This window comes from Clostridium yunnanense (assembly GCF_016595795.1).
Taxonomy (GTDB): Bacteria; Bacillota; Clostridia; order Clostridiales; family Clostridiaceae; genus Clostridium_AR; species Clostridium_AR yunnanense.
In genome coordinates, this window is sequence record NZ_JAENHN010000010.1 from 30,184 (window position 1) to 54,434 (window position 24,251).

Annotated in this window: 22 protein-coding genes and 1 other RNA gene; 19 read left to right on the plus strand and 4 right to left on the minus strand. The window is 30.2% G+C overall.

Going from position 1 to position 24,251, the window contains the following annotated elements:
- The first annotated feature begins 290 nt into the window (after positions 1-290).
- The 3 genes from eno to JHL18_RS03475 all read left to right on the plus strand — a co-directional run bounded on the left by eno (position 291) and on the right by JHL18_RS03475 (position 4,329).
- Positions 291-1,586: a phosphopyruvate hydratase gene (eno, locus tag JHL18_RS03465; RefSeq protein WP_200266242.1), complete on the plus strand. Its 1,296-nt coding sequence runs from the start codon at positions 291-293 to the stop codon at positions 1,584-1,586.
- 242 nt (positions 1,587-1,828) lie between these two features.
- Complete coding sequence (secG, locus tag JHL18_RS03470) at positions 1,829-2,056, plus strand: preprotein translocase subunit SecG (RefSeq protein ID WP_200266243.1); 228 nt, start codon at positions 1,829-1,831, stop codon at positions 2,054-2,056.
- 245 nt (positions 2,057-2,301) lie between these two features.
- The gene (locus JHL18_RS03475; protein WP_200266244.1) at positions 2,302-4,329 is read left to right on the plus strand and encodes a sodium-translocating pyrophosphatase; all 2,028 of its coding nucleotides are present in this window, start codon (positions 2,302-2,304) and stop codon (positions 4,327-4,329) included.
- A gap of 229 nt (positions 4,330-4,558) precedes the next feature.
- Here JHL18_RS03475 and JHL18_RS03480 read toward each other — a convergent pair whose 3' ends face one another.
- Positions 4,559-4,723, minus strand: a complete 165-nt coding sequence (locus JHL18_RS03480; protein ID WP_200266245.1) for a rubredoxin — start codon at positions 4,721-4,723, stop codon at positions 4,559-4,561.
- Between the two features lie 522 nt (positions 4,724-5,245).
- On the opposite strand from JHL18_RS03480, the gene rnr reads away from it, so the two are divergent.
- The 4 genes from rnr (at position 5,246) to smpB (ending at position 9,920) form a co-directional block, all read left to right on the plus strand.
- Positions 5,246-7,522 carry a ribonuclease R gene (gene rnr / locus JHL18_RS03485; RefSeq protein WP_200266246.1) on the plus strand — a complete coding sequence of 759 codons (2,277 nt, stop codon included), beginning with the start codon at positions 5,246-5,248 and terminating at the stop codon, positions 7,520-7,522.
- A gap of 131 nt (positions 7,523-7,653) precedes the next feature.
- Positions 7,654-8,205: a nitroreductase family protein gene (locus JHL18_RS03490; protein WP_200266247.1), complete on the plus strand. Its 552-nt coding sequence runs from the start codon at positions 7,654-7,656 to the stop codon at positions 8,203-8,205.
- A 372-nt stretch (positions 8,206-8,577) separates the two neighbouring features.
- Positions 8,578-9,369: a formate/nitrite transporter family protein gene (locus JHL18_RS03495; protein ID WP_200266248.1), complete on the plus strand. Its 792-nt coding sequence runs from the start codon at positions 8,578-8,580 to the stop codon at positions 9,367-9,369.
- A gap of 80 nt (positions 9,370-9,449) precedes the next feature.
- Entirely contained in the window at positions 9,450-9,920 is a 471-nt protein-coding gene (smpB, locus tag JHL18_RS03500; protein WP_200266249.1) for an SsrA-binding protein SmpB, read from the plus strand.
- A 30-nt stretch (positions 9,921-9,950) separates the two neighbouring features.
- On the opposite strand, the gene JHL18_RS03505 is transcribed toward smpB, so the two are convergent.
- Complete coding sequence (locus JHL18_RS03505) at positions 9,951-10,961, minus strand: tetratricopeptide repeat protein (RefSeq protein ID WP_200266250.1); 1,011 nt, start codon at positions 10,959-10,961, stop codon at positions 9,951-9,953.
- Between the two features lie 785 nt (positions 10,962-11,746).
- Between JHL18_RS03505 and ssrA the strand changes: the two genes are divergently transcribed.
- The 11 genes from ssrA (at position 11,747) to dcd (ending at position 20,703) form a co-directional block, all read left to right on the plus strand.
- Positions 11,747-12,074, plus strand: a transfer-messenger RNA (tmRNA) gene (gene ssrA, locus JHL18_RS03510).
- A 660-nt stretch (positions 12,075-12,734) separates the two neighbouring features.
- Positions 12,735-13,547, plus strand: coding sequence for a hypothetical protein (locus JHL18_RS03515; protein WP_200266251.1), 813 nt, complete (start codon positions 12,735-12,737; stop codon positions 13,545-13,547).
- Positions 13,548-14,058: 511 nt separating this feature from the next.
- Positions 14,059-14,838, plus strand: a complete 780-nt coding sequence (locus JHL18_RS03520) for an ABC-three component system protein (protein ID WP_200266252.1) — start codon at positions 14,059-14,061, stop codon at positions 14,836-14,838.
- Positions 14,838-15,071, plus strand: a complete 234-nt coding sequence (locus JHL18_RS03525) for an ABC-three component system middle component 7 (protein ID WP_200266253.1) — start codon at positions 14,838-14,840, stop codon at positions 15,069-15,071. Before JHL18_RS03520 ends, JHL18_RS03525 begins: the two co-directional genes overlap by 1 nt.
- Positions 15,049-16,650: a DUF2326 domain-containing protein gene (locus JHL18_RS03530; RefSeq protein WP_200266254.1), complete on the plus strand. Its 1,602-nt coding sequence runs from the start codon at positions 15,049-15,051 to the stop codon at positions 16,648-16,650. Before JHL18_RS03525 ends, JHL18_RS03530 begins: the two co-directional genes overlap by 23 nt.
- Positions 16,651-17,026: 376 nt before the next feature.
- Positions 17,027-17,299 carry a recombinase family protein gene (locus tag JHL18_RS25790; protein WP_243277775.1) on the plus strand — a complete coding sequence of 91 codons (273 nt, stop codon included), beginning with the start codon at positions 17,027-17,029 and terminating at the stop codon, positions 17,297-17,299.
- A gap of 3 nt (positions 17,300-17,302) precedes the next feature.
- Entirely contained in the window at positions 17,303-17,437 is a 135-nt protein-coding gene (locus tag JHL18_RS26420) for a recombinase family protein (protein ID WP_338025439.1), read from the plus strand.
- A 158-nt stretch (positions 17,438-17,595) separates the two neighbouring features.
- Positions 17,596-18,096, plus strand: coding sequence for a recombinase zinc ribbon domain-containing protein (locus JHL18_RS25795; protein WP_243277776.1), 501 nt, complete (start codon positions 17,596-17,598; stop codon positions 18,094-18,096).
- 223 nt (positions 18,097-18,319) lie between these two features.
- Entirely contained in the window at positions 18,320-18,736 is a 417-nt protein-coding gene (locus tag JHL18_RS03540; protein WP_200266255.1) for a hypothetical protein, read from the plus strand.
- Positions 18,717-20,138: a hypothetical protein gene (locus tag JHL18_RS03545; protein WP_200266256.1), complete on the plus strand. Its 1,422-nt coding sequence runs from the start codon at positions 18,717-18,719 to the stop codon at positions 20,136-20,138. Before JHL18_RS03540 ends, JHL18_RS03545 begins: the two co-directional genes overlap by 20 nt.
- Positions 20,122-20,703, plus strand: coding sequence for a dCTP deaminase (gene dcd, locus JHL18_RS03550; protein WP_200266257.1), 582 nt, complete (start codon positions 20,122-20,124; stop codon positions 20,701-20,703). The genes JHL18_RS03545 and dcd overlap by 17 nt, the downstream gene beginning before the upstream one ends.
- A 76-nt stretch (positions 20,704-20,779) precedes the next feature.
- Here dcd and JHL18_RS03555 read toward each other — a convergent pair whose 3' ends face one another.
- Both JHL18_RS03555 and JHL18_RS03560 read right to left on the minus strand, forming a co-directional pair.
- The gene (locus JHL18_RS03555; protein WP_200266949.1) at positions 20,780-21,190 is read right to left on the minus strand and encodes an LAGLIDADG family homing endonuclease; all 411 of its coding nucleotides are present in this window, start codon (positions 21,188-21,190) and stop codon (positions 20,780-20,782) included.
- Between the two features lie 399 nt (positions 21,191-21,589).
- A complete protein-coding gene (locus JHL18_RS03560; protein WP_200266258.1) occupies positions 21,590-21,964 on the minus strand; it encodes a hypothetical protein in 375 nt (124 codons plus the stop codon).
- 334 nt (positions 21,965-22,298) lie between these two features.
- On the opposite strand from JHL18_RS03560, the gene JHL18_RS26425 reads away from it, so the two are divergent.
- Complete coding sequence (locus tag JHL18_RS26425; protein ID WP_200266259.1) at positions 22,299-24,227, plus strand: PRD domain-containing protein; 1,929 nt, start codon at positions 22,299-22,301, stop codon at positions 24,225-24,227.
- Positions 24,228-24,251: the final 24 nt, after the last annotated feature.

The window sequence follows — 24,251 nt, forward strand, 5'->3', positions numbered from 1 at the left end:
GAAAATGTAGTAAATATAATATAAAGATAAAGAAGATAGATATAAAATGAATCGAATTGTTAGAAAATTGTCATTTTAGTGTGAATTGTAATGAAAATTATTATCAAATGATTGAAAAAGTTAATTGTTTGATTTATAATAAATTTAACCAAATGAGGAAATGCAATAATAATTTACTAATATAAAGAATAAAAATATTATTAATGCACAAACTTGTAATAGTTAAATACTTTTTTAGAGATAATACTATAGGTACTTATTTACCTATGATAATAAAGGAGGAAATAATAATGAAACAATATGTTGAAATCGTAGATGTATTAGCAAGACAAATTTTAGATTCAAGATGCTTCCCAACTATAGAGGTAGAAGTAGTTCTTGAAGATGGTACAATAGGAAGAGCGGCTGTTCCATCAGGTGCTTCAACTGGTATTTATGAAGCTGTTGAATTAAGAGATGATGACAAAACTAAATATCAAGGTAAAGGTGTTCTAAAAGCTGTTCAAAACGTAAATGAGACTATAGCAACAGAGCTTATTGGAATGAATGTTTTTGATCAAACATTAATAGATGAAAGTTTAATAGTATTAGATGGAACTGATAACAAAGGTAAGTTAGGAGCTAATGCTATACTAGGTGTATCTTTAGCAGTTGCAGAGGCTGCAGCTAAGTACTTAGGACTTCCATTATATCAATATATAGGCGGAGTTAATGCTAAAGTTTTACCAGTACCTATGATGAACATAATCAATGGTGGAAAGCATGCTGATAACTCAGTAGACTTACAAGAGTTTATGATAATGCCAGCTGGTGCTGAAAGCTTCAGTGATGCATTAAGAATGAGTGCAGAGGTTTATCATACATTAAAGAAGATATTAAATGATAAAGGATATGCTACTGGTGTAGGCGATGAAGGTGGATTTGCTCCAAACCTTAAATCAAATGAAGAAGCTTTACAAGTTATCATAGAAGCTATCAATAAAGCTGGTTACAAACCAGGTGAAGAAATCTTCATAGCTATAGACTGTGCTTCATCAGAATACTACAAAGATGGTAAGTATGTGTTAGAACATGAAGGAAAGACTTTAACTGCAGCAGAAATGGCTGACTTCTTAGCTGATTGGGTTGAAAAGTATCCAATAATCTCAATAGAAGATGGTATGGCTGAAGAGGACTGGGAAGGATGGGAAATCCTAACTGCTAAGCTAGGTGGAAAGATTCAGTTAGTTGGTGATGATTTATTTGTAACTAACACTGAAAGATTATCAACTGGAATAAAGAGAAATGTTGCTAATTCAATTCTTATAAAGCTTAACCAAATCGGTACTTTAACTGAAACTTTGAATGCTATAGAGATGGCTAATAGAGCAGGATATACTGCTGTAATTTCTCATAGATCAGGTGAAACTGAAGATACAACTATAGCAGATCTTGTTGTAGCTGTTAATGCAGGCCAAATTAAAACTGGAGCTCCAGCTAGATCAGAAAGAGTTGCTAAGTATAATCAATTACTTAGAATTGAAGAAGAATTAGATGAAATTGGAGAGTATAGAGGATTAGGTGCATTCTTTAATATAAAGAAGTAGTTTAACTTAATCGTAAATAAGCAGTTATCTTATTGGTAACTGCTTTTTCAATATGCTCTGCAACTAATTATTGTAAATAATATTGTGGTATGATATTATAAAATCATATGTGTATGGTTTTATAATCTATACATCCGCAATATTTTAATTTATAATTATATTATATAAGTTAACCTAAAGTTGAAAGTATAGTTAAATTATGCAAAAAGATGAAAAGCGAATGAATGCAGGAGGTGACTATAATGCATAACGTTTTAACAGCATTAGAAGTTATTATCGGAATAATCATAATAGTATCAGTATTACTACAACCAAGCAAAGCTGATGCACTAAGCGGATTAATCCAAGGTAAAAGCGAAACTTTTTACTCTAAAAATAAAGGAAGAACAAAAGAAGCTGCAATTAGAAATGTGACTATAATTGCATCAATATTATTTGCTGCAAATACATTAGCTCTAAGCTTCGTATAATGAGCTTGATATAAAGGCTGACCAAATTTGGTCAGCCTTTATATTTTACTAATTTCTAAAATAACATAAAAATTATATCTTTTTATGAATAAACTTGCTAGAACTTATATATTAAATATATTCGAAGGAAAAAAGAAATAATTCGCACAAATAACTGAATATTCAGAAATTTAGCTTTGGATACATAGGAAATCAGCTTTATTTATGTTATAATGTATTTGATAGACTTAAATGGAGGAATTTGTATGAATTATTTAATTGTTTCTGTCCTTACAGGTCTACTAGCTTTAGCCTTTGCTTTTATGCTACGTAATAGCATAATTAAGAAAGAGGTAAAAAACGAAAGAATGCAAGAAATAGCTGGATACATTGAAGAAGGTGCAATGGCTTTTTTAAGAAGAGAATATAAATACCTAGCTGTATTTATAGTAGTTGTTGCTATCTGTCTCGGAATATTTGTTCATATACAAACTGCGATTTGCTTTGTAATTGGTGCCTTGTTTTCTATAGGTGCAGGTTTTTTTGGAATGAAGGTTGCAGTAAAAGCAAATGTAAGAACTACTGAAGCTGCTACGAGAGGAATACAAGAAGCTTTAATCGTAGCATTTTCAGGTGGATCGGTTATGGGAATGTGCGTTGTAGGCCTAGGAATCCTAGGACTAGGACTACTATCCATAATATTTGATTTGAATGTAGAATATATCACTGGTTTTGGATTTGGAGCTTCATCTATAGCACTCTTTGCAAGAGTTGGTGGAGGTATTTATACAAAAGCTGCAGATGTAGGAGCAGACTTAGTTGGAAAGGTTGAAGCTGGTATACCAGAAGATGATCCTAGAAATCCTGCAGTTATAGCGGATAATGTAGGAGATAATGTAGGTGATGTTGCTGGTATGGGAGCTGATTTATTTGAAAGTTATGTGGGCTCAATAATTTCAGCAATTACCTTAGGAGCTGTTATCAAACTTACTTCAGGGAAGGAAGGAATACTATTTCCAATAGCGGTATCCTGTGTTGGTATAATTGCTTCAATTATAGGTTCAATAGTAGTGAAAAATTTAAAGGGAGATAATCCTCAAAAATCATTAAATACTGGTACTTATATTGCTGGAGTTATTATGATAATAGGCTCTGCTATATTCAGTAATACAATGTTTGGTAGCTTTAAACCATTTGGCGCTGTAATCGTTGGTATTTTAGTAGGGCTTGCTATAGGTAAAATAACTGAAATCTATACTTCTTCTGATTATAAGTATGTTCAAAATATAGCAGATCAATCAGAAACAGGGCCAGCCACTAATATAATATCAGGGCTTTCAGTAGGTATGAGATCTACTGTGGCTCCTATAATACTAATATCCTTAGGTATTTTAGTAGCTTACTTTATAATAGGTGGAAGAGATGACTCAATGCTAGGGCTCTATGGTATAGCTCTTTCTGCAGTAGGCATGCTGTCAACCACAGCTACAACAGTTGCGGTAGATGCTTATGGACCTATTGCTGATAATGCTGGTGGAATAGCTGAAATGGCTGACTTGCCTGAAGAAGTACGTAATATAACAGATAAATTAGATTCTGTAGGAAATACCACAGCAGCTATAGGCAAAGGCTTTGCCATAGGTTCTGCGGCTTTAACTGCATTAGCATTATTTGCGTCTTATGCTCAAGCAGTAAATCTAAAGGTTATAGATTTATTAAATCCTCTTACTCTTATAGGACTTCTTATAGGCTCAATGATTCCTTTTATATTTGCTGCACTTGCTATGGAAGCTGTAGGAAAGGCTGCAAATAATATGGTAGAAGAAGTAAGAAAACAGTTTAGAGAACATCCAGGAATAATGGAGGGAACAGAGAAACCTGATTATACTAGATGTGTAGATATATCCACCCAAGCAGCACTTACACAAATGGTATTGCCAGGAATTATAGCTGTGGCTGCTCCAATAGTTATGGGAATGTTATTTGGCACTGAAGCACTTGCAGGTACAATCGCTGGAGCAGTAGGTACTGGTGTACTTATGGCAGTAATGATGGCAAATGCAGGAGGTGCTTGGGATAATGCAAAGAAGTATATAGAAGCTGGAGCTCATGGTGGAAAAGGAAGTTTTGCGCATAAGGCAGGAGTTGTAGGGGATACAGTAGGAGATCCATTTAAGGATACTGCAGGTCCTGCAATGAATATCTTAATAAAGCTAATGACTATAGTTTCTTTAGTTTTTGCTACAGTTATTGCGAATTATGGAGGTATAATTTCTAACTTGTTTTCTAAATAAACTTATTTAGATTAAAAAGATGTTTGAGAAAATCAAGCATCTTTTTTTATGAATAGGAATAAGTCATCAAGTTAAAATATTTAGAAACTAGTATGACAACTTTTAAGTTTCTTCATATCTATTCAGAAAGGTAGATGTGCTCAAAAAAACACTACGGACAATGCCGTAGTGTTCATTTGTTGTGAATAGTATTAAAAGAGTGAGGTCGGTTTTGAATAGGAAGTAAGTACTAAGGTTGTAGTTCTTCAAACATATCTAAGGGCTCCCCACAAATTGGGCAAAGCCAGTATTCTGGCAAATCTTCAAAAGCTGTGCCTGGTACTATATCTTGAGAACTATCGCCAATAGCTGGGTCATAAATATAACCACATTCTATGCAAACGTATCTTTTCATGACTTCCTCCTATGTAGCTTATGAATTTATTATAATACATATAAAAATAAATATCAATAGAAAACTATTATTAATTAATAAGATTTTAAAGTAAGAATTAAACTGCTATTTTATCTTCGAAAATCATTTAATTCTAAAAGCTTATTCATATAGAATCTCCGCAATAACAATTTAATTTCTATAATGATATTAAGCATTAAGAATCATTAATATTATTGTAGAATTAGATTCCTATTTATTATGATTATTGTGTTAATTTATCTTTATTTGCTTTAATTAGTATATGCAATTATAATTAAGATAAATCATAAGATTTTTCATAAAATATGTTAATTTGGTACATTTACAAGTTTATATAAATAAAATAATATGACTAACACTTCTTTATTTTATTTCAAGTTTAATTTTTGAGTATTAAAGACATTCTCTAGGGAAAAAATAAAGAATAAATATTATGGCTAATTTCAATAATATTTTAGGAATAAACTTATAAAAAATAATATTAATATGGAGGCTGATGCTATGGGAATAAAGCAAACACTTCTTACATTCATGAGAGAACCTGCTTATAGACCAATGGATATTCAAGATTTGGCAACAATTTTTGATATAAATAGAGATGAATATAAAGCATTTAAAAGAGCAATTAAGACTATGGAGAAAGAAGGTCTTATAGTAAGGACTGCTCATGATAGATTTGGACTACCTGAAAGGATGGGACTTGTAGCAGGTAAAATACAAGTTCATCAAAGAGGTTTTGGATTTGTTATACCTGATGAAGAAGGTTTAAAAGATGTATTTATACCAAGTTCATCAATGAATGGTGCGATGAATGGCGATAAGGTAGTAGCAAAGATATTAAAAGAAGATGATAAAGGTAAAAAGTGCGAAGGTGAAATTGTTCAAATAACTGAAAGAGTAAACAAAAAGATAATTGGGGTGTATGAAGACTCAAGAAACTTCGGTTTTGTTGTACCAGAAGATAAAAGGGTGCAGTTTGATATATTCATTCCTAAAAATGATAGAAACAATGCTCAAACTGGAGATTTAGTACAGGTTGAAATCGTGAAATGGCCTGACCAAAGAAGAAATCCAGAAGGTGCCGTAGTTGAAGTTTTAGGTAAAAAGGGAGATAAGGGCTTAGACATATTAACAATAATAAAGAAATATGGACTCCCAGAAGAATTTCCAGATAAGGTAATAGAGTATGCTGAGAATATAGAGGAAGAGATACCAGCAGAAGAATATAAAAGAAGAAGAGATTTACGTAATGTAAGAATGGTAACAATTGATGGAGAAGACGCTAAAGACTTAGACGATGCAGTTAATATAGAAAGACTACCTGGTGGAAACTATAGATTAGGAGTTCATATAGCGGACGTAACCCATTATGTTAGAGAAAAAAATCCTTTAGATAAAGAAGCACTTAAAAGAGCTACATCAGTATACCTTATAGATAGAGTTATACCTATGCTTCCTAAAAAGTTATCAAATGGAATTTGTTCGCTTAATCCTAGAGTAGATAGACTGGCTTTAAGTTGCATTATGACTATAGATAAGTCAGGTACTGTTGTGGATCATGAAATAGTTGAAAGTGTTATAAAAACTTCAGAAAGAATGACTTATACAGATGTTTCAGCAATACTAAAAGACGAAAATGAAGATCTTATAAAGAGATATGACTATCTTCATGATGATTTTAAAGCTATGGAAGAACTATGCTTGATATTAAATAAAAGAAGATTAAAAAGAGGTGCAATAGACTTTGACTTTGAAGAATCTAAGATAATATTAGATGAACTTGGAAAGCCAATAGAGATTAAACCTTATGAAAGAGAAATAGCAAATAGAATTATAGAAGAATTCATGCTTGTATGTAATGAAACTGTAGCTGAATATATGTATTGGACAAAAACTCCATTTGTATATAGAATACATGAAGAGCCAGATCAAGAAAAGCTAGAGAGATTTAAGAATTTTATATATAACTTAGGTTATACAGTTAGATGGGGTCAAGATATCCATCCATCTAATCTTCAAGATGTACTTGAGATGATTAAAGGAAAGAATGAAGAAACTGTGGTTAGTACTCTTCTTTTAAGAAGTATGATGCAGGCTAAGTATGCACCTGAATGTGTAGGACACTTCGGATTGGCAGCAAAATATTATTGCCATTTTACTTCACCAATAAGAAGATATCCTGACCTACAAATACACAGAATAATAAAAGAACATCTTCGCGGAAAGATAGATGAAAAGAGATCAGAAAGATTAGTGAAGATAGTTGATACTGCTTCAAAGCAATCTTCAGATATGGAAAGAGTGGCTCAAGATGCAGAAAGAGAAGTTGATGACTTAAAGAAAGCTGAGTATATGTCTTACAGAATAGGTCAAGAGTTTGTAGGTGTAATATCATCTGTGACAAACTTTGGTATGTTTGTAGAGCTTCCAAACACAATAGAAGGCTTAGTACGTATAGCTGAGTTAGATGATGATTATTATGTATATGATGAAGATCATTTAATGCTGATTGGAGAGAGAACAAAGAAGATCTACAGATTAGGAGACAGTATTTCGGTAAGATGTTCACGAGTTGATATAGATAACAGAGAAGTATACTTTGATGTTATACCAACGGAAAGTGAGATCGAAATGGATCTTCCTGTACCAGATGTAAAAGGAATGCTAAATGATTTTGATGATGAAGACGAAGATGGTGAAATCTTTGAAGAGTTTGAAGAAGGTTATTGGGAAGGTGAAGACAAATCCCATGATACCCAAAATCTAATTAAAATATAAGCAATTACTTAGCATTAACTACTTATAATTGGATAATAATAAAGTTGTAAAGAACCCTTCATAAAATCTATTTTAAATAATTTAAATGAAGTGGTTCTTTAACTTTTATCTAAGTCTAGGAGGTTATTGCAATGGGATTTTATGAAGTTATTGAAGAAAGACAAAGCATAAAGAAATACAATACACAAGGTCCAATAGATAAGGAAAAACTTAATAGGATGGTAACTGCAGCTATGATGTCACCATCTTGGAAGAACCAAAGTAGCTACAAGATTATATTAATTGATGACAAGAAAATAAAGGATACCATAGCTGATACTGTACTAAATGATGATGGTCAAGTATCAAAAGGTATAAAGGATGCACCACTACTTGCTGTATTTTTAGCTTCTCCAGACAAATCAGGAGAGATAGACGGTAAAGAGTATTATCTAGTAGATGGAGCTATAGCAATGGAACACTTTATATTAGCTGCTACTGCAGAAGGATATTCAACTTGCTGGGTAGGTGCAGCTAATGAAGCTGAAGTAATAAATATTGTAGGTGCACCAAAAAATTACAAGCTTGTAGGTATGACACCTGTAGGACATAGTGACGAGCAAAAGGATCATAATCCTAAGAAGGATTTTAATGACTATGTTTTCTCAAATACTTGGAATACACCATTTGCAAATAAGTTTTAGCAATATATACTAAAAATTTTATATAGTTTAAAGCTGAGAGCAGTATGAATTTTATTATTCATACTGCTTTTTTACTTCGTAGAGATCATTGATTAGGTCAAATCCTTCACAAAGTAGAATGAAAAGAGTAGTCTTTTTAGTAGAAAAGTATATAAGCTCTATGTTAGCAAATCTAGGGATTACAATAGTTTTAGTATTTGAAGTTCTTTGGCATATATTTCTCATGTAGCAGATACATCTTAGAAGAGATAAATAGAATAAAGTTGTTGAAAATGATAGTAATTATCAGTATAATATTTTTAGATACATAAAGTATAGTTATTATTATTTAATAAGATATTTTTAAATTACGATTAAAAGACGAGGTGTATAATGTACAAGGATGCAATAAAAGAAGTTGCTCACTCATCAGAAGTTAAGAGTGATTATATTAGTGATAGTGTTTTTAAATATTTCTTATTGGCGTTTATAGCAGGATTTTTTGTTATAGTAGGTATTGCTCTTTCATATTCAACTGCAGGAATAGTGAATGTGGATGGAAAGCTTTATGGAAAGATGGCTGTAGGCCTTACTTTCTCCATAGCTTTAGGACTTATATATTTTGCAGGAGGAGAGCTTTTTACTGGTAACTGCTTTGTCTTAACTGTAGGTTTGTTAGAAAAGACTATTAGTTTGAAGAATACTATAAAACTATTGGTAGTATGTTATCTTGGGAACCTAGCAGGTTCTATAGTATCTGCATACATATATGTAAAAAGTGGAGCTCCAATAGGACTTGCTGATACTTATCTTTTAAAGGTTGCAGAATCTAAGACTCATTACCCTGCAGATCAATTATTTTTAAGAGCTATATTATGTAACTTCATAGTTTGTTTAGCAGTTTGGTTATGTTACAGATTAAAAGATGAAACAGCAAAGCTAATAATGCTTTTTTGGTGTATATTTGCTTTTGCTACAGCTGGATTTGAACATTCGGTAGCAAATATGGCTTTATTTTCAGCAGCACTAATGCTACCACATAGTGATGCCCTAACTCTTGGTGCTGTACTACATAATTTAAGTTGGGTTACTTTAGGAAATATTCTAGGAGGATCACTTTTCTTAGCAGTACCATATTGGTATGTTAGCCAAGGAAAAACTAGTAAAGCTGTTAAAATAAAATAAATAGAAGGCTATGAACTTGTTATTAAATGGGTAATATATTATAATATAGAGGCAATATATTACCATTAGGATGTGATTATATGGCTAGAAAAAGTGATAATAAAACATTAGCTGAAAATAGAAAAGCCAGACATGACTACTTTGTTGAAGAAGCTATGGAAGCTGGAATAGAACTAGTAGGAACAGAAGTTAAATCAATAAGGGCAGGAAAAGCTAATCTTAAAGATTGCTACGCAGATATATATAACGGTGAAGTTTATATAAAAAACATGCATGTAAGTCCTTATGAACAAGGAAATATTTTTAATGTTGATCCGCTTAGAGAAAGAAGACTACTTTTGCATAAAGAAGAAATAACAAGACTTACAGGACTTATACAACAGGAAGGTTTAACCCTAGTGCCGTTAGCACTTTATTTAAAAGGTAGTAAGGTAAAGGTTAATTTAGCTGTTTGTAAGGGTAAGAAAAATTATGATAAGAGAGACACTATGCTCGAAAAGGCTCACAAGAGAGACATTGAAAGACAAATGAAGGAAAGATCAAAATATTAAAAAGTCATGCTCATTAAAGAGCATGACTTTTTAATCGTCTGCACTAGTTACTTGTAGTTCAGATATTATATCAGTTTTTCTATTCCCTACAATATCTTTAAATTTAGAATAAATTTTTAGATTATTCAGAAAATTATCTTCAAAAGCGATCAGCTTCAAATATTTTTCGCCTTCAACAGCTTTTTCTAAACACTGAAAAGCTTCATCTATATGTCTAAAGAGTGAAAAAATCCTACACTTATAATAATAGGCAATATAGCAATCTTTATCTAATTCTATAGCTTTATCAAGTGAAGTTAAGGCGCGGAATAAATCACCTTCGAAGAAAAGTATATTTCCAAGTTCATAGTAGGCCCAGGGGAGAGTGGAGTCTACGGATATTATGGATTCATACATTTTTGCAGCTGAACTGAAATCTCTGTTTTCAAAATATAAGTCACCAAGTATCTTAAAGGTGTTTACACTTTTCTTATTTAGCTTAGTATATTTCAAGAGATACTTTTCGCATTCAGTATAATCTTTTCTTATATATAAGCATATACCTTTGCCATAGAGTGCAGCAGGTAACTCTTTATTTATACTTAAGGCCGTATCAAAATTTTCTAAGGCCTTATCTAAGTCACCGAGGAGATAATAACAGTTGCCTTTATTTGCATAAGGAGCTGCAAACTTATCATTAAGCTTAATACATTTATCAGCGTATTCTAAAGATTTATCAAAATCCTCAGCTTCAAAATAAGCATAGCTTATGTTGTTATAAAGCATACTGCTTTCGATTTTAGAATCCAAAGCTTCCTTGCAAGCCTGTAGCATTTTTTCTATATCTTTAGTTTCTACCAGTATCTCTATCAAGAGGGAATAGTAAAAATCTTCGCCTAAGAGAGTTCTCTTAGCATCAAGCAAAGAAATAGTTTTATCATACCGCTTCTTCCTATATAAACTTAATGCTTTTTTCTTCGTCCTTGTCTTTTCATTGTTTACGGAATAATAAAAAACTAGCGCAAATACAAATACTGTCGCTATTACAAATACCCACTTCATATAGATATACCTCCGTTGTTAATTCATACTTTAGTATATGATGAAGGGTTACAAAGTGGAGACACTTAAAATAAGTGAAATATCCATCAAAACCGCATGTTTACTATATATTTATATAATTTTATAATTTTATAATGTTATAAATATATAATGTTATAATTAAATATTTAAAAAATTTTATGAATAAATGATTTTGTGTGGGCAGTTAAATTAAGTAGTCAGTCATCCGATGCTTTAATGAGCTTGCGCAAAGAATTAATATGATTTTGTCATATTCCATGGCTAAAACTGTAAACTCACTACGTTCGAACAGTACAGTTTGGGAGCGTCATTACATCTGCCAAAATCATTTAATTCTAATAGCTCGCTCAAAGAGCATCTCCTGTCTAACCACTTAATTTAAACAACACTCTTAAACATAACCTAAAATATCAAAGATAAGATTATATTAGATGCGTTGAGTTTTATGTATTCATACGTATGATACTTCGGTGAATTTCCAATAGAATTAATATGATTTTCTCTGCAGTGGGAAAACTGAGAGTAGTATACTATTGTTATCACTAATTCCATATGAATCAGTGATAAACAATTTTGCCATCAATAACTCTGTTGATATAAATTCATTAATGCTGTAATATAATATTTGTGATGAGGAGTTAGTAAATACGACTCACCACTATAAACTTGACAGAGAAGTTTGTAAGGTTTATAATTAAAACTCAGAAAACTAAATATTGAAAAAATTAGCGTTTGCGAATTCATCACCCATAATATGGGGGCGCTTTGGCTTCGACGGGGGTAAGATGGGTTTGATAAGCGAGCCGGGGGAAGCATGGTCCCACGTGATCAACTATGCACTAAATGTAAACGCAGAAGACAATTTTGCATTAGCTGCCTAGTAGCAGCTCGTCAGCCTAAGCTTCCCGCAGTTTAGTGTCTGGCGCCGATAGCGGGGCCCCGAGCCTAGGAAAGCTTTGACCTAGGAACGGAATTTATGAAGCTACTAAAGCAGGAAGCCTGTCTATAGGCGTCTTGTGGAGGGAATGTTAAAATATAGACTACGCTCGTAGAAAGTCAGGCTGGTCTGCTTTCGGACAGGGGTTCGATTCGTAAAAGAGTCGCCTCAAGAAGTGATTCTTGAGTGAAAACTTGGCTTTATCGGTGAAACCGTACCATGTGACGATGACGGCAATACCGAGAGGTATGTAAGGAAACTTAACAGCCTCGTATCGACTCATAGGCTCCTAAGCTTTTTAGTATGGAGTACTAGGATAGAAGTCACAAACTAAACTAAGGCTTCTATAATACGCCAAGCCTGATTAAGGTGATTTACCATAATCTGGAAGATATAGTCAGTGGTGTTAGTAATAACATATGCGCACGACCCCTCGCTTCCACCATGAAACCCTCGACAATACAGAAATGTGTTGTCGGGGGTTGTTTATTTCAGAATTAAAAATAGTAAACCGTATCATAAATAACAGAGGGTTTTGGCCTTAACCATTGAATTTACGTGGTTAAGGCTATTTTTTTATAGATAAAAATATTGTATCATAAGTTATTATTGGCTAGAGTAGCTTGTAAAAAAAATACTTTTTTGTGATATAATTTTATTTATGGTTAACGGAAAAATTAATATAAAGAATCTATTATATTTGCAGATGGCGTTGATTATATAATTGCAGTAAAAACTGATTTAGCAAATAAAGTAGAAAATGATAATATATAAGTGTTAATTTAGATTTTAAATGAAAGGTAGGAGTAAGGACTATGGATAAATGGGAGATTTCACGATATTTAATAGATGCAAAAAAGTCTGTAGATACAATACTGTATTTATATAAATATGGAGATAAGGTTTCTATGATTAATATTAGAGAAAAAGTAAGAGAGACGAGAAGAAAGTTTTATATTAATGGATGTATTGTTTTGGATAAATGTTTTCATAAGACGAAAAAGCAAATATGTGAGAATGAAATTATTAAGTCTATTTATTATGAAAGAGACAAAGATGCTGCTCATAAAGATGACAAGTATATGAAAAAACAGTATAGCTCATTGATGGAAATGGCAGAAGATATGAAAATACAAGTGCAGAGTATTAGGGAAGTTTGTAAAGATTTTTTACCAGATAACTTGACTTTAGATTTTCTAGTATTTGATAGTGAATTGTTTAGATTGGCTAATGGAGTTGACAAGGAAATGGAAACAAAAATTTGGAATGCAAAATTTCCATCTAACAATTCGGGTAAAGATGTTGTAGAGGGAGAGCGTTTTAATATGTTTTCTGATACAGAGGATATTAAGCAAATAGCAGAGGCTGAAAAAAAGAAGTATGCAACAGTACTAAGTTGTGGTATATGTATGGAAGAGACAATGCAAAGTTTACAAGATGGTTGTATAAAAACAAATGTGTTATATAAACAAGATATGTGGGTTTCAATCAGTCAAGAAAGTTTAAATGCAATATTTAGATTGAGAGAACTTGGTTTTATAGATAAATTCGATTTGCCTAGAGAACCAAGGAATAAGGCAGAAGAAAAAGCCCTTATTAAAATTCTTGAGAAAGAAGGATTATTGTAATTTGTGAGTTAGAATGTTCATCTGTGTGCATACTAAAAAAATATATATAGTTTGAAGAAGGAAATTCTACTAAAAATATACTTCAGAAATTGTAGTGAATAGAAATAAATTAAGTCCTAATAATAGATTTAGTTTTATAAAATTAAAGAATTTATTTATTAATAACTATAATGTAGATAATTATAAGTTTATTGATGAAATTATATAATATTATACAAATTATGATACTAAAGAAATAGTAAAATTAAAATAAAAAACCTCACTTAGTACTTATACGGAGAACCATATCATAAGTAAATGAGATTTTTACTAAATTTGGATAATTTAATATAGGTGATGAGATGAGTATGTTTCGCCGACATAAAGAGATTATTTATAATACAACATATTGTTGGATTGTAGATAGTCTCTTTATTGTATAAATAAGTTTTTGAATAATTATTAAATTTAGAAATTAATAATATGGTAAAATATACATATAATACAATTTATAAAACTGGGGGAGAAGCATGTGGGAGATAAGCAAGAAAATAAAAGAAAAAAATATAAACCAGATGAGAAGTTATTGTTGTTGTTTGAAGTAAATGAGATGTGTCCACTTTGTGGAGAAAAGTTAATTAAGAAGAAGGGCAAAAGAACTATTAATTTATTTGAAATAGCTCATATTTATCCACATAGTCCTTCAGAGTATGAGATAGAGCTACTTAAAAATGAGGAGAGGTTATCAGAAGATGTAGATGATATAGAGAATTTAATAATGTTATGTCCAACCTGTCATACTAAGCATGATAAGTACACAATGGTAGAAGAATATAGAAGATTAGTTAGAATAAAGAAACAAATAACCATAGAACGTAAGTGTAGAGAACTATATGGGAATTATGTTATAGATGATGAGATAAATGAGGTGTTAAATTTACTAGCTAAAAGTTGTTCAGAAAGTCATAAAGGTAAAGAGGAATTAGTTATGTCAGCTATGAGGATTAATGAAAAATCTGATGATAGCCTATCACTGATTACTAAAATAACCATAGAAAATTATGTAAGAATATTTTTCCCAGAAATAAAAAATAAATTTATAGAGTTAGATAATAATGAGGAAGGTATATTTGACAGTATAGCGACACAAATAAAGGTTTTTTATTTACAGATAAAAAAGATAAATAAGAATCAAACTATTATATTTGAACAAATTGTTGAATGGATACATCAACGAACAGGAAATAAAAGTAGAATTGCAAGTACTATTATAGCAAGCTTTTTTGTGCAAAATTGTGAGGTGTTTTCGTAATGATATTTCCAAATAAACTTAGAACATATGAAGAATCGATTTTATCTAAATTACCGATAGTACTAAATATAATTTTAGAAGGAAAGAGAGATATATTAGAAATTTATAAATTATGTGAAAATCACTTTAATGAAGTTCAAGAATATATATATGTGTTAGATATTTTATATATTTTAAATAAAATAAAATATGTTAAGGGGGGGAAGATATATGTTGAAGAAGTTACAAAGTAATGTTTTTAGGAAAGGACCTATTTTTTTTCATGAAGGATTGAATGTTGTGTTAGGAGACAATCAAGGGTCAAATTCTATTGGAAAATCAACATTATTAATGATTATAGACTTTATTTTTGGAGGTAGTTCTTATATTGAGAAGAATAAGGATACAGTTAGGAATTTAGGACATCATTTTTTTGAGTATGTATTAGAATTTAATAGTAAGCAATATTATTTCAGAAGAGAAACAAAGGATTTTAAAATAATTGATGTGTGTGATGAAAAGTTTATCGAAATAGATTCATGGACTATAGATGATTATAAAAAGTTTTTACATAATATGTATATGAAAGAGAATAATTCAATTAAGTTCCGTTCTTGTGTAGGCATATTTTCAAGAATAGCACAAAAAGAGAATTTTTTTAATTCAAAGCCGTTAAAAGCGGTTATAAATTCTAAAGAAATAGATGGAATTAATTTATTAATAAAATTATTTAGTATGTATAATGTAATTGAAGATATTGAAAAGAGTATCAAAGATTTAAATAAAAAAATTTCTGCAATTAATAGTGCTAATAAATATAAATATATAAAAAAACCTACAGTTAAACAGTATGAGGCTAATAAAAAGTATATCGAAATAAATTCAACAAAATTAAATGAAATAGCACTAAATCTTTCCATTGGCTTTAATGAATTTTTGGATGTAAATTATCAAACATCTCAGAATGAACTTTATGAAGCTAAGAGACAAAAAGATATGATTGTAAGTAAACTAAAAAGGGTAAAGAGGAATATAGAAAGTAATTTACAAATTAAAAAGAAAAGCTTTGAACCTCTCCAAGAATATTTTGAAGGAGTAAATATTACAAGGTTACAAGAGATAGAAGAATTTCATAAGGGAATAAATAATATTTTATTAGAAGAATTCTATAAAGCTAAAAAAGGGTTAGAGGATAGATTAATAGAAATAGAGCAACAAATTCAAGTTATTGAAGAAAAAATATTAGATACAGATGTAGCAAGGAATATTCCTAATAAGTTATTAGAACCACTTGTAGAATTAATAAATCAATTGAATGCAAAGAAGCAAGAGAATGATGTATATGAAGAATATATTTCTAATAAGGAAGAGAAGGAAAATAAAGAAGCTAATTTAATAAGTAGTAAAAAAGAGATATTATATAGTATTGAATGTAAAATAAATAATAAAATGAAAGAGTTAAATAAATATATATACGGGGAAGCAAATAAATATCCTATATTTACAATAAATGAAAGAGAATATTCCTTAACTTTGCCTGATAATACAGGCACGGCTAGAGGATATGCTAACTTACTTATATTTGATATAAGTATTTTAAAATTAACTATACTACCATTTATAATACATGATAGTGTAATGTTTAAAAATATAGGAAATTTACCTATGTCAAAAATAATAGAAATATATAATAATGAAAAAAAGCAATGTTTTATAGCGATAGATGAAACTAATAAATTTAATAACGAATGTCAAAATATTTTATATGATAAAAAGGTTATTAGTCTATCAAATGAAGATACACTATTTATTAAGGATTGGACGAAAGATTAAGATATTTATTTTACAGATTATATAATCGTATTATTTGAAATAAAGCTAATTAATAAATATATATTATAGTTATAATATACTCCTACATATTTAAAAGTTATGTAGGAGTTATTTTTTAGAAAGGATAAGTTTTATAATGAAGAATATTTACTTAAGGGCAATTTAGAAGAATTAAAGGATTATCCAGTAGAGGATGTTAAAGAGATATTTAAAGTTATAGAAATACTTGAGGTAATTACGGTGTTAATAGAAATATAGAGGAGGATTTAGGTGAATATATAGTTATAGCACAAAATATAGTAGATATCGAAAGGGTGAAGGTCTATCAAGATAAAGCTAAATCAGCTACAACGAAAAGAGACCTGAATTTCAGCAAATGATTAAAGATAGTGGTAATGATGTCTTTGATGCTATAAATGTTCATAAGCTAGATAGATTTTCTAGAAATAAGTATGTTAGTGCTCAATATAAGAGAAAATTAAAGCAAAATGGAGTAAAGCTTATTAGTGTTACAGAAAATCTAGACGGGAGTCCAGAGTCTATTATTCTTGAAAGTGTTAGACTTATATATGAAATGTATGCTACAGGATATACCAAAAGTCAAATGGTAGATGAACTAAGCGCAAGAGGTTTTAAAACTAAGGTATGAGCAATGTTTAAAAGTAATAGCATTAATAGTGTTCTAAGTAATGAAAAATACACAGGAGTCTATATTTTTAATAAGTCCGCTAAAAAGATGCCTTTGGAAAAAGAAACAGTCATCTACAAAAAGATTCTAGCGAAATAATTAGAATTGAAGGTGGTATGCCTAAAATCATATAAAAAGAGTTATATGATAAAGCACAAGAAATTCTTAGAAGTAGGAGGAAATCAAAAGCAGTTAATAAGGCAAAAGAAAGCTACCTGCTATCAGGAATAATTAAATGCGGTGAATGTGATTATTCTATGTATGGGAATCGTAGAAAACCTAAAGACAAGCTTTTATATGTATCATATAGATGTGGTTGCGGAAAACGCACAAGCAGTAATGTTTGCGACAACAAGGAAATAAGAAAAGACTACATTGAAGAATATGTCTTAACAGAGCTTGAAGCAAGAATTTTTAATTATAAAGCAATACCGATTCTAGTTGAAGGAATTAATGAAAATCTAAGAAGGCAAAATAAAGGTGATGAAGATAAAAGAGTAGTATTTCAAGAGGAACTAGGGGAAGTTGAAAATCAAATAGGTAACATTGTAAATGCAATAACTAATGGATTTATGCAAGAAGAGTTTAAGATTAAAATGGAAGAACTAAAAGATAGGAAGATATACTTACAAGGAAAGCTGGTAGAAATAGAGGCCAACCAATCGGTTACGAAGGTAACAGAAGAAGATATAAGAGGGCTTTTGAGTGGCTTCAAAGAATATCCCGGGGTGCAAAAATTTCATACAGGACTTTGTTAAAGAAGTTATAGTATTAAGATCCATGTTGAAGTAATATTCAACGTGGGTTTTAATTTTGTTAGAGAAATTAATAATGTTATAAGAAAGAATAGACGGAGTATACTAACAAAGTCTAGTTTGGAAACTTTATAACGAAGTTATAATATACTATGTTATAGATAAAGTTGAAAAAGAATTGGCTAGACATATAGAGTAATATATAATTAAATTAGGAGGGGATTTTATGGAGAAAAATGCTTTTGATTTAGGAGAAGTTCTAATCGATTATGAAATTCAAAAGTTACTTAAGTATATAGAAGGAAATTCAATAATTACAGAAGTTGAAGTTAGTATTGAAAGAAAAATATTAAGTGTAGCAAGAAATTATGATAATGGTGTATATGAAAAATGCGAGTATATGAAACCTAATGATGCATATGATTGTATTAGATATATTTGTGAATTTGAACGAAAACAGTCTATAGTACAATATATAGATGAGATAGAATATGAGATAGATAAAATGATAAAAGGGAATTGTTATAATAAGAGTATTATTGAAAAATATATAAAAAATATGGTTAAGTTCTTAAATAATAAAAGCTTAAAAGAATCTGAATTTAAAAAGTGTGGGAGAGAATATGAATTTTTTAATTTCTAATAAATTAATAACATTAAAAGAACAAGTTGATGTTTTAAAAATAAAATTTAAAGAATTAACTTTAATGAGCTACCCAGACAGTAATATAGAGATAGTTATCAATTATATGTCAGATATAGCTAATAAACTGGATGAAAGATTAAGTTATTATAATGAAAATGGTATTAATAATTGGGAATTGAAATTAATATCTAAAGTGATACAAGCTTTTTATAATATGGTTGGATATATTGCAAAGTGTGATGTTAAAAACCATCCCAGAGAAATAATGATTCCGATTAGAGAACTTTTAAATAATACAGAAAAGGATCATATTTTTATAACTGAACCTCAGTGGGAGTTAAACTATTCTGTAGGATTATTGATGAATAAAAATTTTAAAGAAGCATTGAAAATGTGTGGAATAGTATTAGAAGAAGATATTAATATTATTAAATTAGCATTTCCAAAGCTACATCAAGATAATATATTGGGAGGAGCTATAATGGCACATGAATTGGGTCATTATTTTGATTTACACTACTCATTAGAATTATCTGAAAAAGCAATAGTACAAATAATTAATAGTATTGATTTAGATAAGTACATTTCCAATATTTATTCTCATATGAAGGAATATACACAAGATTTAGAAGAGATGAAAAGAATATTAAAATCTAATATTCCAAATATAATTTTGAGAAGTTGGATACAGGAAACTGTGGCAGATATTTTGGGGATCGCATTCTACGGATTAGCAAGCTTTCTTGCAAGTGAGAATTTAAGTATTTATTATAGCGATATTAATGAAAGTCAATCACAATTTTTACAACAGTTTTCAATTACACATCCTAGAGATAGTTTTAGAAATTATATACGGATAGCAACATTAGCTAAACTTGGATATTTAGAAAAGGTTGACGGCAAAATATTATCTAAATTAGAAGAGTATCAAAAGCAATGGGAAGAATCTACTACAGCACCATTTAGAGCTATAAGTTATCAGGTAAGTGATGTTATTAGTATCATTGTAAATAACAGATATCTACTAAATTTAGAGAATGATATAAAATGTAATCTAGATTGGATAATAGATTTTGTTTTGGATGAAATTAAAAGTGTTTCTGGAGAATTGATATATGAAAGTGATGAATTTGTTAAAGATATTCATTCTTTAATTGAGAAAATAACGATGGTAATACCTCCAAATGAAATTGATAGGTCTCCAGTCAACTCAGTAAGTATAATAAATTCAGGATGGATTTCATATATTTTAAACTCTGAAGACATAAAGAATACTATGGGAGGTTATAACGGAGCCAGTAAAGAAATCGATGTTAAAAATCTGATTAATAGTCTTCTAAAAAAAGCAACGCTAACATCTAATATTCATAGGAGGTGGATTAATGCCACTAGTCAGTAAGCAGAAGATTAATAGTTTATTAAATGAAAAAAAGTTGATAATTACACCTATTTTAGATGAAGAACAGATCGGAGAATCAAGTATAGATTTAAGAATAGGCAATATATTTAGAATGTCTAGACAAACAAGAGAGCCTTATATTGATATAAATAATAATGATATAGAAAGGTTTTTTGATACTACATATAGAGATTTTGGACAAGATTTTATTATTTACCCAAATCAACTAGTCTTAGCAAGTACTTTTGAGTTTGTAAAACTGCCTAATAATATTATGAGCCATGTATATACAAGATCATCAATAAATAGATTAGGAATCAATATCGCATCGATAGTACAACCGGGATATTCCGGTACTTTAACATTAGAATTGAGGAATAATGGGCACAATGCGATAAAATTAAAAGCAGGTATGAGAGTAGTGCAGTTAGTATTATTTGATGTAGAAAATAGCGAATTTACGCCATATTCCAATATTAGAGATGCAAAATATATAGCAAATACAGAACCTAAAATATCTAATATATATAATGACAAAGATTTAGAAATTTTAAGTAGAATATAGATGAGTCGAGGATACTAATATCCATCCCTCGCCTCAACCATATAATCCCCTAGACAGAAATGTCTAGGGGGTTTCCCTATTTAAGTGCAATAAACCTTTCATAAAACTCTCTTTTCTTTTCTAAGAGTTCTTCAGAATACCTACCATTTCTAGGCGTTAAGCTTTTGTATTCATTTATAATCATTAGAGCTCTACGTTTTTTACTTTCAATAACAAGGTAAGGTGATATCATTTCTAGAAAGTTTATGGCATCATTGTATCTCAATGTATATGAAAAACAATCTTTATGTCTTTCAGTATTATAATTTTTCTTTCTTTTAATTACTCCGGTATTTGTTTTGTCTTTAATCCATTGAAGAAGCTCTAGGGTTGTAGAAGCTATGGAAACACAAGGGGAATGAAGTTCATTTCTGTGAAAGCTGGTTAGCATAATGCTACCTTCGCCATCAATTATTCCAGCGATATAAGCTTTTTCTTCATTTGTCAGCATATGTCCCTCCAAAAGTGATATTTATTGAGATTAGTATGGTAATAGTATTACCTACATTTGATAAATATAAAAATTATTAATAGGAATATTTAGTGTTCAAAATGAAATTTAAGAAATACAAAACTTGTATTTTATTAATAACTGTAGGTTTAATGCTAGAATTAAAATTGTGTGTTAATAAATAACTAATAAATTGATTATATATTTCAATGTTGTGGAGATTTCTTTCTTTAAACAAGAAAGGAGCATCGCTCCTGGTTAAAAATTAATCATTTTTTTATTTTGAAAGATTAATAATGTTTTCCTAAGGTGGGTAATGGGAGTATCTAATGGCTAAGCAACTGTAAAAACAGGACAAGCTATACCCTAATACCTTACTTTGTTTCCATAAACTTATTATTTAGTAGAACCCATTTCTTCTTGCAATTCTTTTACTGTTTCAGTTGAGTTTATAGCAACTAGATACTTATGAGGAAATATTATTTTTAGTGATAGCCAGTTCTCATCACCTTCTTTAGGTGCTTTATGATTTACTACGGAATACGTACCATTCGAATCCTCTTTAACTATAACAACTAATGGGTTAGATCCTCCAGCGTTTGTACCAGATTCGAATAATGTATACATATATACGTATTTAAGTCCAAATCTTTCATCAATTCCATAAATTTTATGAACTTCATATTTTTCACTTGATGATACATTAGACCAATTGAAATAATTATTTTTTATATAATCTGATAACACCGCATCTAAATCTTTTTTGTTCAAATTTTGTGAATATACAATATATTGAAGGAATTACTATTTTAATAGTAGGTCCTTGATGAATTGTAGCCTTTCTCATTGCCTTATCTAACAGGATTATCTGTAAGAATATTAATTTCACTAATTGGAGAAAACACTCCTAAGAGATAAAAAAATAATATATCCCAAATATTCACTATTAGACATAAGAATTGCTGTGTCAAAATCCTGAAATAAATGTTTTTTCCTATATACTTCAAAAAAAGTAAATTTTTTTACTTGACAACGCTTTCAAGCAGTATAAAAATAAGGACGTAAATATCGATTAAGAAAAGAACATAGAAAAGGGGGCCGAAAAGTGGTTTCGAAACGCCAAAAAGACATCGTGTTGTCTTTAATGAAGTCAAAAGACCCTGTTACGTCTGAATGGATGGCAAAAGAACTTGGAGTAAGTGACAGAACCATTAGAACTGAGATCAAAGAACTTCAATCACAAAGTGTTTTGTTAGGAATTGTTATTGAATCGTTTCGTGGAAAAGGCTATTTATTAAAAGTAAAGGATTTTGCAACTTTTGAAAAAGAATTTACTCTTAATGAAAAAGACTCCATGGATGATACTCAATCAAATCTTTACGAACATCAAAATCGGGTTATATATATATTAAGGCGATTGTTATTAGGAAAGGACCCAGTAAAATTAGAAAGTCTTGAGGAATCCCTATTTGTTTCTAAGCCTAAGTTGCAAAATGACTTAAAAATGGTCCGTGAAATATTGGAGAGTTATCATTTGAAGTTAGTTTCGACACCGCATTATGGTATGCATGTGGAGGGCGATGAATATATGAAGCGGATATGCCTTTCAAATTATATTTTAAGTCGAAATAACAACTTAAACATTGACAGTAAGTCCTTACAACTATTGGATAAAAATCTGTTTGAAAAAATTAGGGAAATCATCATAAAAAAGGTGAATAAATATGAATTTGAAATTTCGGACATTACACTTGAAAATTTGGCAACTCATATTGCCATTGGATGCAAAAGGATTGATGAAGGGTTTGTCATTGAAAATTTCGAACAGGATGTAATTGGAAAATATCCATTTGAAAGTATAATAGCTAATGAAATTGTTAAGGAAGTTGAGGAGTTTACCGGTAAAATTTTTCCGGAAGCTGAAATTAATTATATTATCGTCCATTTGTTAGGTACAAAATTAATTCATAAGAATGTTTTAAATGAATCTAGCGAAAATGATAATTTACGCACCATCATTAATTGTATGCTGGAAAAATTGAAAACCAATTTTAATTGGGATTTTTATGGGGACTCTGAATTCATTCAAGCCATGATTATGCACATAGGACCCGCAATGAATCGATTACGCTATAGTATGAGCATTCGGAATCCATTATTAGACGACATTAAAAGGAAATATCCTAGTGCTTTTCAAGGTGCCGCCATTGCTAGCAGATGTATAGAGCACTACTTGGGGGTTGAAGTAGGAGAACATGAAATTGCTTATATTGCATTACATATAGGCGTGGCATTAGAAAGAATTAAGGCAATCCAAATAAAGACAAAACGAGTAATTGTGGTTTGCAATTCAGGTGTTGGAAGCGCAAAATTATTGTACTATCGTTTGAAAAATGAATTTAAAGATGAAATAGATATTGTGGCCACAACTAGTTACTATCAATTAAATGAATACGATCTATCCTCAATTGATTTTATTATTAGTACGATTCCATTAAAAGAAGATATAGGAGTTCCTGTGCAAGTTGTTCATACTTTTTTAGGAGGGGAAGATATTGTAAGTATTCAGGAGAAACTGAGGTCTGTAAAGGGCTCCGAGGAACGCAGATATCTAGATGAATCCAGAGTTTTTATTCATAAAAACTTTGATGACAAAGAAAGCGTAATCCGTTTTATGTGTGAAGAATTACACAAACAAAAACTTGTTTCTAAGGATTATGTAAATTCTGTATTTGAAAGGGAGGAAATCGCTGCAACTAGCTTTGGAAATTTTGTTGCCATTCCTCATCCATTCGAACCAGAAACAGAGGAAACATTTTGGACTGTGTGCACATTAAAAAAGCCTATAGAATGGGCAGGTAAGAATATGGTTCAATTTATCTGTTTGTTAAACATTGGAAAAAATCCTAAGGAAGATCTGGAAGGGATGTATCGAAGGCTCATTGCTTTAGTTGAAAACAGGACAATGATCCAAAAAGTTCTGAGGAGCGAATCAGCTGAAGATATAGTAAGGCTTGTAAATGGGTGTAAATAACGAAATGTAAGTTAAATTCAATAA